Below are 12,288 nucleotides of genomic sequence, written 5' to 3'. Positions count from 1 at the left end.
GGCCCGCCGCCGGGCGCGCGCCCCCCCCCCCTCCCCCAAAAAACTCCCCCCAACACCCCCCGCCCCCCCGCCCCCCCCCCCCCCCCCCGGGGGCGCCGGCCCCCCCCCCCCCCACCCCTGGGGTGGTTCGGTGCGGGACGGCTACGGGGCGAGCCGCTCGGCCAAGAGCTGCGGGAAGATGGTCTGCTGGGCGCTGTTGGTGAAGAGGACCGAGTTGGCGTCGCTTCCGGTGTTCTGGAAGGCGTCGAGCTCGATCACGTCACCGGCCTTCAGGTCGACGATCGTCGAGGTGTCCTCCGTAGAGTCGTTGGGGTTGTCGGCGCCCTTCTCGGCCTCGGAGACGAGGACACCGTTGACCGTGATCTCCAGGTCGCGGACGGCGCCCGCGTTCGGGGCGAAGCCCCAGAAGAGCTTCCCCTGGAGGTAGTAGCGCCCGGGGGTGTGGACCACGAGGGTCGAGTTCGCCGGGTCGAACATCGAGTCCGTGTCGAACTCGGCCTGGGTGAAGGTGATCTTGGTGGTGACGCCCGTCGGGATGACCTGCGGGCTGGTGGCGACGATCTTCGCGCCGACGTCGACCTTGCAGTGTTCGTGGTCCTTCCCGTCCGACCCGGCGGGGTCGGCGGCCGTGGCGCCCTGCGAGATCGATTTGCAGGGCAGTCCGCCGGATGTCGCATGGTTCACCGGAGTGCCCGCCTGAGCCGCTCCTGTGGTGACCAGTACGGCCAACCCGGTTGCCGCGAGAAGAGCGGGAATCCGCCGACGCATCGTGATGCCAGCCATGTCGTGTATTTCCTTTCAGTGAAGTCGACACGAGAAGCCCCGGGACACCGCTTCCGTACGGTGGCCCGACAGGGCGTCAAGGACATGACTAGCCCGCCCCGAGGGAGCCCGCCATCGAGCGATCAGCCCTCGGCTCACCCGGCCGGAGGACTTCCCGGAGCCCGGCCCGGCCTGTCTGACCTGGGGGATCGCGCGATGACGCGGTCCGGATGCCGCACCTCGCAGGTACGCACCGACGGGTGGCGGCCAAACCGGGTGAGCGGGGGCGGTGGGGCGTGATAGACCAATGAGCACTATGAACATCTGCGTCTTCTGCTCCGCGTACTCGCTCGATGACCGCTACACCGCCCCCGCCGCCGAGTTCGCCCGGCTCCTGGGGGAGGGCGGCCACACCCTGGTCTGGGGCGGGTCCAACGCCGGGCTGATGGGGCTGCTGGCCGACGAGGTGAAGGCGGCGGGCGGCCGACTGGTCGGCGTGCTGGTCGAGATGCTGAAGCACAAGGGGTACGTCGGCGCCGACGAGCTCGTCATGACCGCCGATCTCGCCGAGCGGAAGCGGGAGTTGGCTGCCCGCGCGGACGCCATCGTGGTGCTGGTCGGCGGGTTGGGGACCATGGACGAGGTCACCGAGGTGCTGGAGCTCAAGAAGCACGGGATCTTCGACAAGCCGGTGGTCGTCCTGGACACCGAAGGCTTCTACGCAGGTCTGCGCACCCAGCTGGAGCGGATGGATGCCGAGGGTTTCCTACCGCGGTCGCTCTCCGAGCTGATCAGCTTCGCCGACACGCCCGCCGAGGTGTTTGCGCAGCTCAAGGCCTGAGAGGATCGGAGCCATGGCTGCACATCTGATCACCGGCGCCGGTTCCGGCATCGGCGCCGTCCTGACCGAGAAGCTCGCCGAGCGCGGGGACGAGCTCTGGCTGCTGGCCCGCGACGCCCGTCGGGCCGCCGAGCTGCGCGACCGCTTCCCGGGCGCCCGCACCCTGGTCGGGGACCTCGGTGACCCCGGCAAGCTGTCCTGGGCCTTCGGGCACCAGGCGCTGCCCGTCACCCTCGACTCGCTGCTGCACGTCGCGGGCACGGTCGAGCTCGGCACGGTCGGCGACCTGCCGGTGAAGGCCTGGCAGGAGACGCTCAACGTCAACCTGGTCGCCCCCGCCGAGCTGACCCGGCTGCTGCTGCCCTCGCTCCGCCTCGCCAAGGGCCACGTGGTCTTCGTCAACTCCGGCGCCGGCCTCACCGCCCACGCCGAGTGGTCGGCGTACGCGGCCAGCAAGCACGGCCTCAAGGCGCTGGCCGACGCGCTGCGCCAGGAGGAGCACACGAACGGCGTCCGGGTCACCTCGGTCTACCCCGGCCGCACCGCCACCGCGATGCAGGTCAAGGTGCACCAGCAGGAGGGCAAGGAGTACGACGCCGGACGCTGGATCGCCCCGGAGTCCGTGGTCAGGGCGATCATCGCCGCCCTGGACGCCTCCCGGGACGCCGAGATCACCGACCTCACTGTTCGCCCGGGGCAGTAGGCCTGCTTCCAGGCGTACCGACCCCGCTCCCGAACCACCGGCGGCCCCCGGTGTCGAGCTCCGCGCTCGGCACCGGGGGCCGTTCGTGTGCAGGCCCGAGGCCGGTCAAATCCGCGTCGGCGAGGCCCCTTTGGCTGTGGAATGCTCCGCTCCGCCCTCCGTTCGATCGTGTTCGGACAGCGGAGGGTCACAAAGCGTCATTCACGCTGAGAACATGCCCAGGGGGGCTCCCATTTCCAGAACCCGTACCGCGCTGACCGTCGGCGCGCTGCTCGTCGGGACGGTCAGTCTGCCGGCTGTCGGTGCGAGTGGTGCGGCCGCGGCGGGCAGCACGCTCTACGTCAACAACGCCGCGGGTGCCAACTGCACCGACAGCGGCACCGGTGCCCAGTCGGCGCCGTTCTGTACGATCGCCGCCGCCGCGGCGGTCGTGCAGCCGGGGCAGACGGTCGAGATCGCCGCGGGTGGCTACAACGGCTTCGCGGTGACGGTGACCCACTCCGGCACCGCCGACGCCCCGATCACCTTCCGCGGCCCGGCCCAGCAGTACTCGGCGGGCGGCCAGGCGAGCTTCTCCGGAGGGGCGCCGAACTACCCGGACAGCGCCATCGTGGTGAAGGGCGCCGACCACCTCCGGTTCGAGAACCTGTCGCTGCAGAGCCACCAGCGGCCGGCCGTCATCGTCGACGGCGGGCACGACATCTCGTTCACCAACATCGCGGCCTGGGGCGGCGGGGTCAAGATCACCAACGCCTCCGACAAGGTGACCTGGGCCCGCGGCGACTTCGGTTACGCGCCCGGCCCGCTGCTCCAGGTCGACGGCGGCTCCACCGGGACCGTCCTGACCACCAACGTGATCCAGCCCAACAGCGTCGACAACATGACCGGCATCCTGGTCAAGGACGCCCCCAACACCGTCGTGGTGGCCAACACCATCAACTCGCCCTGCTTCAACGGGATCGTGCTGGACGGCACGTCGACCGGTGCGGTGGTCGAGAACAACGTGGTGAACACCGCGAAGACCCAGAACGCGGCCTGCGACACCCCGGCCAACGCCACCGGGATCAGCGTCGCCGCGAACGCCACGTCCGGCACCAAGATCGACTACAACCTGATCGACCCGCGCAGCGGTGGCGCCGCCTACAGCTGGGCCGGTGCGAACTTCACCACCCAGAACCAGCTCGCCGCGAACACCGGTCAGGGCGTGCACGACTTCGTCGACCTGACCTACGTGCCGAAGGGCCCGAACGCTCCGGTCGACCACCGGATCGACTCGGCCGACGAGAACGCCCCGGGCATGCTGCCCACCGACCGTGGCGGCTACGCCCCGGTGGACGACCCGACGACGCCCAACACCGGTACGGGCAGCGGCATCCGCGACCGCGGTGCGTACGAGGACCGGGACTTCGGCAGCGCCTTCACCCCGGCCGGTCCGACGCGTCTGCTGGACACCCGCCAGCCGATCGGTGTCCCGGTGGCGCAGCCCGTTCCGGCGTGGGGCACCGTCGATCTGCCGGTGACGGGTGTGGCCGGTGTTCCGGCCACCGGTGTGACGGCCGTGACGATGAACGTGACGGTGACCGAGCCGCAGCAGGACGGGCACCTCACCGTCTTCCCGCACGGTAACACCCTGCCGGACGCGTCGAACCTGAACTGGACGGCCGGGCGGACGATTCCGAACCTGGTGACGGTGCCGGTGAAGGACGGCAAGGTCTCCTTCTACAACGCCTCCGGCGGCACCGTGCACCTGATCGCCGACCTCGCGGGCTACTACGCCACCGAGGGCAAGCTCACCTACCGCCCGTTCGGCCCGACCCGGGTCGTCGACACCCGACAGGACACCTACTGGGAGACGGGCGTCCGTCCCGCGGGCACCGTCCCGGCCTGGGGCACCCTGGACATCCCGGCCGGCGACCTCCCGAACCTCGCGTCGGTGACCCTGAACGTCACCGTCACCGAGCCGGGTGCCCAGGGCCACCTGACCGTCTACCCGCACGGTGACACCCTGCCGGACGCGTCGAACCTCAACTTCCTGCCCGGCGAGACCATCCCGAACCAGGTCGTGGTCCCGGTGAAGGACGGCAAGATCTCGCTCTACAACGCGAGCGGCGCCCCGCTGCACCTCGTGGTCGACGAGTTCGGCTACCAGGGGTACTGATCCCGCTGACCCCGGTCCCCACCCGACGGCCCCGGTCCCGAGCCCCGCGCTCGGCACCGGGGCCGTCCGCATGAGTAGGCTCGGACGGGTGAGCACCCCACACCCCTTCCCCGACCTGCGAGGCGCCGCGACCGGCGTCGGCTCGCTGCCCGGCACCGACGCCCGCGAGGCCGCCAAGACCTCCACCGGGGCGCTGGAGCAGCTGCCGTTCCTGCCCGAGCTGCCCGCGCGCGGCCCGGGCGCCGACATGATCGGCCGCAGCGCCGGCCTGCTGGTCGAGCTGTTCGCGCAGACCGAGCCCAGCGGCTGGCGCTTCGCCGACCGCCCCGGCCGGGACACCCGGCGCGCCCACTCCTGGCTCGGCGAGGACCTGGACGCGCTGGAGGAGTTCACCCAGGGCCACCAGGGCGCGCTCAAGGTCCAGGCCGTCGGCCCGTGGACGCTGGCGGCGAGCGTCGAGCTCAAGCACGGCGAGAAGGCGCTCGCCGACCACGGCGCTTGCCGGGACATCGCCGGCTCGCTCACCGAGGGCCTGCGCCGCCACCTCGCGGACGTCCGCAAGCGCGTCCCGGGCGCACAACTCGTCCTCCAGCTGGACGAGCCCTCGCTGCCCGCCGTCCTCGCGGGCCGGGTGAAGACCGCGAGCGGCTTCCAGCGGCTGCGCGCCGTCGACCGGCAGATCGCGGAGGAGGTGCTGCGGGAGCTGATCCGCGGCCTGGACGCGCCCGTGGTCGTGCACAGCTGCGCTCCGGACGTCCCGGTACCGCTGCTGCGCCGCGCCGGAGTCGCCGGGATCTCGCTCGACTTCTCGCTCCTCAGCGAGCGCCAGGACGACGACCTCGGCGAGGCGGTCGAGGCGGGCACGACGATCCTCGCTGGTGTCGTCCCCTCCACTGACCAGGCGGTGTCGGACCCTGCCGGTAGTGTCCAGGGGGTCAGGACCTTGTGGCGCAGGCTCGGGTTCGCCCCGGAGCTGCTGGGTCGCCGCGTGCTGGTGACACCGACCTGCGGGCTGGCCGGGGCCTCCCCGGCGTACGCGCGCAAGGCGCTGTCGCTCGCCGACCGGGCGGCACGGAGCCTGGTGGACAACCCGGAATGAGAACGTAGGAGGGCTTGCGGTGACGGCTGTCGAGGGCTGGGAGGACATCCCGGCGGAGGTGCGCAGGCGGCACGCCGAACTGGCGGCGGAGATCACCGACCACCGGGTCCGGTACTACGAGCAGGACGCGCCGGTCGTCAGCGACGCCGAGTTCGACACGCTGATGCGCGAGCTGGAGGCGATCGAGGCCGAGCACCCGGCCCTGGTCACCCCGGACTCGCCGACGCAGAAGGTCGGCGGTGCCCCGACCGAGCTGTTCGCCGCGGTCGAGCACCGCGAGCGGCTGCTCAGCCTCGACAACGCGATGGACGACGACGAACTCGCCGCCTGGGCCGAGCGCGTCGCCACCGAGCTGCACGGCATCGACTACCACTACCTGTGTGAGCTCAAGGTGGACGGCCTGGCCGTCAACCTCACCTACGAGAACGGTCAGTTGGTGCAGGCGGCGACGCGTGGCGACGGCCGGGTCGGCGAGGACATCACCGCCAACGTCCGCACCATCAAGGAGATCCCGCACCAGCTCAAGGGCGACAACGTCCCCGAGCTGGTGGAGATCCGTGGCGAGGTCTACTTCCCGACCGAGGCCTTCGAGGCGCTCAACGCCTCCTTCGCGGAGGAGAACGAGCGCCGTCGGCAGGAGAACGAGGAGCGCGCCAAGGAGGGCAAGCGGCCCCGGGCGATGATCCGGCTGTTCATGAACCCCCGCAACGCCGCCGCCGGTTCGCTGCGCCAGAAGGACCCGCACGTCACCGCCTCCCGCCCGCTGCACATGGTGGTGCACGGCATCGGCGCCCGGGTCGGCTTCGACATCGACTGCCAGTCGCACGCCTACGACCTGCTGCGCGAGTGGGGCCTGCCGACGGCCCGGCACAACAAGGTGGTCAAGACCCTCGACGAGGTGCGGGAGTTCATCAAGCACTTCGGGGAGCAGCGCCACTCGGTCGAGCACGAGATCGACGGCGTGGTCGTCAAGGTGGACGAGATCGCCCTCCAGGGCCGGCTCGGTGCCACCTCCAAGTCGCCGCGCTGGGCGGTCGCCTGGAAGTACCCGCCGGAGGAGGTCACCGGCAAGCTCGCCGAGATCAAGGTCGGCATCGGCCGCACCGGCCGGGCCACCCCGTACGCGGTGCTGGCCGAGCCGGTGAAGGTGGCCGGCTCGATGGTCCAGTACGCGACGCTGCACAACCAGGAGGTCGTCAAGACCAAGGGCGTACTGCTCGGCGACACGATCGTGCTGCGCAAGGCCGGCGACGTCATCCCGGAGATCCTCGGCCCGGTGGAGGACCTGCGGGACGGCACCGAGCAGGCCTTCGTGATGCCCTCGCACTGCCCGGAGTGCGGCAGCGAGCTGCGCCCGATGGCCGAAGGGGACATCGATCTGCGCTGCCCCAACGCGCAGCACTGCCCGGCCCAGATCCGCGAGCGGATCGCCTTCCTGGGCGGCCGCTCCTCGCTGGACATCGAGGGCCTGGGTTACGTCGCGGCCACCGCGCTGACCCAGCCGCTGGAGCCGGCCGAGGCGCCGGTGAAGAACGAGGGTGACATCTTCGGTCTGACCGAGGAACAACTGCTGCCGATCAAGGTGCTGGTGCGCGACCAGAAGACCGGTATGCCCAAGCTGGACGACGTCACCGGCGAGGAGAAGGAGGTGTTCTTCTTCGCCACCACCACGGGCGCGGCGAAGAAGAACACCGGACTTCTGCTGGAGAACCTCAACAACGCCAAGGACCGGCCGCTCTGGCGCTACCTCAACGGGCTGTCCATCCGGCACGTCGGCCCGGTGGCCGCGCAGGCGCTGGCGCGCGAGTTCCGCGACCTGGACGCCATCTTCGCGGCCGACGAGGAACGCCTGGCGGCCACCGAGGGGGTCGGGCCCGGCACTGCCCGGGCGATCACCGAGTGGTACCAGGTCGACTGGCACCGCGACATCCTGGAGAAGTGGCGCGCCGCCGGCGTCCGCTTCACCGAGGAGTTCGCGGACGAGGAGGAGGCGGAGCGCCCGCTGGAGGGCCTGACCGTGGTCGTCACCGGCACCCTGGCCGGGCACACCCGGGACGGCGCCAAGGAGGCGCTGACCTCGCGCGGAGCGAAGGTGACCGGCTCGGTTTCGAAGAAGACCGATTTTGTGGTCGCCGGTGACAACCCGGGATCCAAGTACGACAAGGCCGTTCAGCTCGGACTGCCGGTGCTGGATGACGCGGGCTTCGCCGTCCTGCTCGCCGACGGACCGTCGGCCGCCCGCGCCCACCTGGGACTTCCGGAGCCGGAGGAGGCCGTCGAGCCGCAGGAGGCGCCCGCCGAGGGCTGATCCGGGGCCGCCCCGAGCGGCCGGTGCCCGGGTCCGTGTTGTTATCGTCCTGATGCAGCGTCACCGGGTGTCGTTCAGTGAAAGCGGGCATTGTGTCACTGTGCGACACCCGGGCGCGGTGGCGCGTTTCCGGTTGTCCGAAAGTCTGCCCACCGGGTGGACCCCGGCATACCCTGGAGCGCAACAGAGTGTCAGCAGGGGTGGGGGCACCGGCTGAGCCGGGGCTCCTCGGGGTCGCTCCATGCCCGGCAGCTGTCGGTACCAGCGCGGTGCCTCACCGTAAGGCGGCCTGACGGGGGCGGGCCCGACGGAGGACAGGGCTTATGGATCGTACGACCGGCGGCGCGCCCACACGCCCGCCGCAGGGGGTGGCGGGTGCGGTCCTGCTGCTCGGCGTGCTGCTGGCCGGAGCCGCTCCGCTCATCCCGCTGGCCGTCCTGGTCTACCGGTACGAACCCGAACTGCTGCCGCTGTTCGCGGTGCCGCTGGCGGTGCTGGTGGCCGCCTGGCGGATCGCCCGGGACCGCGCCCGCGACCAGCTGACCGATCCGCTGACGGACCTGCCCAACCGTCAGGCTCTGCTGCTGGCCGCCCAGGAGGCGATCGCCGAGCGCGAGGAGGGCTACAGCGTCGGTCTCATCCTGCTCGATCTCGATCGATTCCGATCGCTCAACGACACACTAGGACATACGGCTGGTGACCGGCTGCTGGTTCACATCGCCCGCCGGCTCCACCGCGCGCTGCGCTCCGGCGGCACGGCCGGCAGTGCCACCCGGGAGTCCATCGACGACGTCTTCGTCGGCCTGCCCCGGCACTACCGGCGCGGCCGCCCGATGGTGGCCCGGATGGGCGGCGACGAGTTCGCCGTGCTGCTGCCCGGCATCAACTGCCCGGACAGCCTGGAGCGGGTCGCCAAGGCGCTGATCGCCGAACTCGCCGCGCCGATCCGCCTGGACGGCCTGCTGCTGGTGCTGGAGGCCAGCGCCGGCGTCTGCGTCTACCCGCAGGACGCCCAGGACGCCGAGTCGCTGCTGCGCCGCGCCGACGTGGCGATGGGCCACGCCCAGCGCGAGTGCAGCGGCGTCGCCCAGTACGACGAGACCCAGGACGCCGACACCCCGTACCGGATCGGGCTGCTCGGGGACCTGCGCCGGGCCCTGGAGACCGGCGAGGTGCAGCTGCACTACCAGCCGAAGGTGGCCTTCGACGGCCGGGTGGTCGGCCTGGAGGCGCTGCTGCGCTGGGAGCGGCCCGGGCAGGGGAGGGTCTCGCCGGACGAGTTCGTCGGGCTCGCCGAGTCCAGCGGCCTGATGCCCCGGCTCACCGACTACGTGCTGGAGGCGGCCGTCGGCCAGCTCGCCTACTGGCGCGACATGGGCCTGCAGGTGCAGGTCGCGGTCAACGTCTCGCCGCGCGACGTGCTCAACCCCGGCTTCGCCCAGCGCGTCGCCGGACACCTCGTCCGCCACCAGGTGCCGGCCCACGCGCTCCAGCTGGAGATCACCGAGCGGCTGCTGCTGGACGACTCCCGGCGAGCCGCCGACACCCTGGCCGAACTGCGCGGCTACGGCGTCGGGATGTCCCTGGACGACTTCGGCACCGGACACTCCTCGCTGGTGCGGCTGCGCAGCCTGCCGGTCGGCGAGCTGAAGATCGACCGCTCCTTCGTCTCCCGGATGGTCGCCGACGACCACGACGCGGCGGTGGTGCGCTGCTCGGTGGAGCTCGCCCACTCGCTCGGCCTGACCGTGGTGGCCGAGGGCGTCGAGGACGACGAGACCTGGGAGCGGCTGCACGGCATGGGAGTGGACGCCGTCCAGGGCTGGCTGGTGTCGGCCGCACTGCCCGCCGAGCAGGCCACCGCCTGGCTGCGGGTGCACCGCACCACCTCCGCCCCGCCGGTGGAGCGCCTCGGCGCCCCGCCGCAGCTCCCGTCGATCATCAAGCCGGTCGCCCCGCCGGTCGCCCAGCCCACCCCGCTGCCCCCGGTGCTGCCCCCGGTGCTGCCGCCGGTACTGCCCCCGGCCGTCCGGGCCGTGCCGTGCAGCCAGCCGTTGCAGGCCGCGCAGCTGGAGATCAAGGCGCCCGGCACCCCGGGTTGGGCCCGCACCAGGCCGCAGTAGCCGCGCCTCGGGACGCCGCGCCGCCCGTGGTGAAGGGGGGCACACCGTAACTCGTTGGAAGGTGGCCGGGCCGGGCCCCATAGGATGGGGTCCAAAGACCATGAGGACGGAGCGCCGAACCCGGCTGCTCCTGCCCGGGCCCGGCAGCGCCGCAGGCGAGGCCGGGTCTCACCAGAACTCACCCTGAGGATCGCTGCATGCCTGGCATCACGCGCGAGGAGGTCGCCCACCTCGCCCGGCTGTCGCGTCTTGAGCTGAAGCCCGAAGAGCTGGACCACTTCGCCGAGCAGCTCGACGTGATCATCGGCGCGGTCGCCCGCGTTTCCGAGGTCGCCGGACAGGACGTCCCGCCGACCTCCCACCCGCTGCCGCTGACCAACGTCATGCGCGCGGACGAGGTGCGGCCGTCGCTCACCCCGGAGCAGGCGCTGTCCGGCGCCCCCGCCGCCGAGGAGCAGCGTTTCCGTGTGCCGCAGATCCTCGGGGAGGACTGACCGAGATGACCGAGCTGATTCGCTACACCGCGGCTGAGACCGCCGCCGCCATCGCCAAGGGCGAGGTGTCCGCCGTCGAGGTGGCCCAGGCGCACCTGGACCGCATCGAGGCCGTCGACAAGAAGGTCAACGCCTTCCTGCACGTCGACACCGAGGGCGCGCTGAACGCGGCCAAGGCCGTCGACGACAAGCGCGCCAAGGGCGAGGAGCTGGGCCCGCTGGCCGGCGTCCCGCTGGCGCTGAAGGATGTCTTCACCACCAAGGGCGTCCCGACCACCTGCGGCTCCAAGATGCTCGAGGGCTGGATCCCGCCGTACGACGCCACGCTGACCAGCCGTCTCAAGGACGCCGGCGTCGTCATCCTCGGCAAGACCAACATGGACGAGTTCGCGATGGGCTCCTCCACCGAGAACTCCGCCTACGGCCCGACCGGCAACCCGTGGGACCTCACCCGCATCCCCGGCGGCTCCGGCGGCGGTTCGGCCGCTGCGCTGGCCGCCTTCGAGGCCCCGCTGGCGATCGGCACCGACACCGGCGGCTCGATCCGCCAGCCCGGCGCCGTCACCGGCACCGTCGGCGTCAAGCCGACCTACGGCTCGGTGTCCCGCTACGGCCTGGTCGCCTTCTCCAGCAGCCTGGACCAGGGCGGCCCGTGCGCCCGCACCGTGCTGGACGCGGCCCTGCTGCACGAGGCCATCGCCGGGCACGACCCGCTGGACTCCACCTCGATCGACGCGCCGGTCCCGGCCGTGGTCGAGGCCGCGAAGCTGCGCGACGTCCGCGGCATGCGGATCGGCGTGGTCAAGGAGTTCGCCGGCGAGGGCTACCAGGCCGGCGTGATGCAGCGCTTCAACGAGTCGGTGGAGCTGCTGCGCGAGCTGGGTGCCGAGGTCGTCGAGGTCTCCTGCCCGTCCTTCACCCTGGCGCTGCCGGCCTACTACCTGATCGCGCCGTCGGAGTGCTCCTCCAACCTGGCCCGCTTCGACGCGATGCGCTACGGCCTGCGGGTCGGCGACGACGGCAGCCGCTCGGCCGAGGAGGTCACCGCGCTGACCCGCGAGGCCGGCTTCGGCGACGAGGTCAAGCGCCGCATCATCCTGGGCACCTACGCCCTGTCCTCGGGCTACTACGACGCCTACTACGGCTCGGCCCAGAAGGTGCGCACGCTCATCTCGCGCGACTTCGACGCCGCCTTCGCCGGGGTGGACGTGCTGGTCTCGCCGACCACGCCGACCACCGCCTTCCCGATCGGCGAGCGCGCCGACGACCCGATGGCGATGTACCTGGCCGACCTGTGCACGATTCCGTCGAACCTGGCGGGCAACGCGGCCATGTCGCTGCCGGTCGGCCTGGCCCCGGAGGACAATCTCCCGGTCGGCCTGCAGATCATCGCGCCCGCGATGGCGGACGACCGCCTGTACCGCGTGGGCGGCGCCGTCGAGGCCGCACTCAACGACAAGTGGGGGCACACCCTGCTGGAGGAGGCACCGGCACTGTGAGCAAGATCGAGAAGGCCAAGGGCTTCAAGCACACCAAGCCCGGTCTCTGGCTGTCCATCGGCACCAGCGCCTTCGGTGCCATCTCCGTGGTCAAGGACGTCCGCAAGGCCCGCGAGGAGAGCGACACCCTCAAGCTGGTCAACGCCCTGGTCGGCGCCGCCGCGCTGATCACCGGCACCGCCCTGCTGGTGCGCGAGCTGCGTCAGCTGGGCTCCGACGACGTGCTGCTGGGCTGAGCTGAGCGCCCCGGCCCGGCCCCGCGTCACGCGGCGGCCGGGCCCGTACCTCCCAAGCTTCAAGT

At 71.7% G+C, this 12,288-nt stretch carries 9 protein-coding genes and 1 pseudogene; 9 read left to right on the top strand and 1 reads right to left on the bottom strand.

The annotated features are described in order from the left end of the window. Nucleotides 1–141: 141 nt before the first annotated feature. Nucleotides 142–684: a hypothetical protein gene (locus tag ACGF12_RS16130; RefSeq protein ID WP_393029443.1), complete on the bottom strand. Its 543-nt coding sequence runs from the start codon at nucleotides 682–684 to the stop codon at nucleotides 142–144. Nucleotides 685–1,078: 394 nt separating this feature from the next. On the opposite strand from ACGF12_RS16130, the gene ACGF12_RS16125 reads away from it, so the two are divergent. The 9 genes and pseudogenes from ACGF12_RS16125 (at nucleotide 1,079) to ACGF12_RS16085 (ending at nucleotide 12,223) form a co-directional block, all read left to right on the top strand. Continuing rightward, nucleotides 1,079–1,603 (top strand): TIGR00730 family Rossman fold protein, encoded by a 525-nt coding sequence (locus ACGF12_RS16125; protein WP_393029614.1) that lies wholly within the window; start codon nucleotides 1,079–1,081, stop codon nucleotides 1,601–1,603. A 13-nt stretch (nucleotides 1,604–1,616) separates the two neighbouring features. Beyond that, a complete protein-coding gene (locus ACGF12_RS16120; RefSeq protein ID WP_393029440.1) occupies nucleotides 1,617–2,306 on the top strand; it encodes an SDR family oxidoreductase in 690 nt (229 codons plus the stop codon). Between the two features lie 214 nt (nucleotides 2,307–2,520). After that, nucleotides 2,521–4,464 carry a right-handed parallel beta-helix repeat-containing protein gene (locus ACGF12_RS16115; protein ID WP_393029437.1) on the top strand — a complete coding sequence of 648 codons (1,944 nt, stop codon included), beginning with the start codon at nucleotides 2,521–2,523 and terminating at the stop codon, nucleotides 4,462–4,464. A gap of 88 nt (nucleotides 4,465–4,552) precedes the next feature. Then, nucleotides 4,553–5,563 (top strand): methionine synthase, encoded by a 1,011-nt coding sequence (locus tag ACGF12_RS16110; protein ID WP_393029434.1) that lies wholly within the window; start codon nucleotides 4,553–4,555, stop codon nucleotides 5,561–5,563. Between the two features lie 19 nt (nucleotides 5,564–5,582). Continuing rightward, nucleotides 5,583–7,871 carry an NAD-dependent DNA ligase LigA gene (ligA, locus tag ACGF12_RS16105; protein ID WP_393029431.1) on the top strand — a complete coding sequence of 763 codons (2,289 nt, stop codon included), beginning with the start codon at nucleotides 5,583–5,585 and terminating at the stop codon, nucleotides 7,869–7,871. Between the two features lie 386 nt (nucleotides 7,872–8,257). Continuing rightward, nucleotides 8,258–9,745: pseudogene (locus ACGF12_RS16100) on the top strand (putative bifunctional diguanylate cyclase/phosphodiesterase); the annotation flags it as partial. A 446-nt stretch (nucleotides 9,746–10,191) separates the two neighbouring features. Next, nucleotides 10,192–10,488 (top strand): Asp-tRNA(Asn)/Glu-tRNA(Gln) amidotransferase subunit GatC, encoded by a 297-nt coding sequence (gene gatC / locus ACGF12_RS16095; RefSeq protein WP_030057414.1) that lies wholly within the window; start codon nucleotides 10,192–10,194, stop codon nucleotides 10,486–10,488. 5 nt (nucleotides 10,489–10,493) lie between these two features. Then, nucleotides 10,494–11,987 (top strand): Asp-tRNA(Asn)/Glu-tRNA(Gln) amidotransferase subunit GatA, encoded by a 1,494-nt coding sequence (gene gatA / locus ACGF12_RS16090; protein ID WP_393029428.1) that lies wholly within the window; start codon nucleotides 10,494–10,496, stop codon nucleotides 11,985–11,987. Then, nucleotides 11,984–12,223: a hypothetical protein gene (locus ACGF12_RS16085; RefSeq protein WP_393029426.1), complete on the top strand. Its 240-nt coding sequence runs from the start codon at nucleotides 11,984–11,986 to the stop codon at nucleotides 12,221–12,223. The genes gatA and ACGF12_RS16085 overlap by 4 nt, the downstream gene beginning before the upstream one ends. Nucleotides 12,224–12,288 lie beyond the last annotated feature (65 nt).

Source organism: Kitasatospora sp. NPDC048296 (assembly GCF_043201815.1).
Lineage (GTDB): Bacteria > Actinomycetota > Actinomycetes > Streptomycetales > Streptomycetaceae > Kitasatospora.
The sequence above is the reverse complement of the archived record's forward strand: the minus strand, read 5'-3'. Positions and strand labels throughout refer to the sequence as shown.

Bases quoted from the DNA above. Each gene is read 5' to 3' on its own strand.
- gatC (WP_030057414.1), top strand. From the start codon at position 10,192: ATGCCTGGCATCACGCGCGAGGAGGTCGCCCACCTCGCCCGGCTGTCG.
- ACGF12_RS16125 (WP_393029614.1), top strand. From the start codon at position 1,079: ATGAACATCTGCGTCTTCTGCTCCGCGTACTCGCTCGATGACCGCTAC.
- ACGF12_RS16120 (WP_393029440.1), top strand. From the start codon at position 1,617: ATGGCTGCACATCTGATCACCGGCGCCGGTTCCGGCATCGGCGCCGTC.
- ACGF12_RS16115 (WP_393029437.1), top strand. From the start codon at position 2,521: ATGCCCAGGGGGGCTCCCATTTCCAGAACCCGTACCGCGCTGACCGTC.
- gatA (WP_393029428.1), top strand. From the start codon at position 10,494: ATGACCGAGCTGATTCGCTACACCGCGGCTGAGACCGCCGCCGCCATC.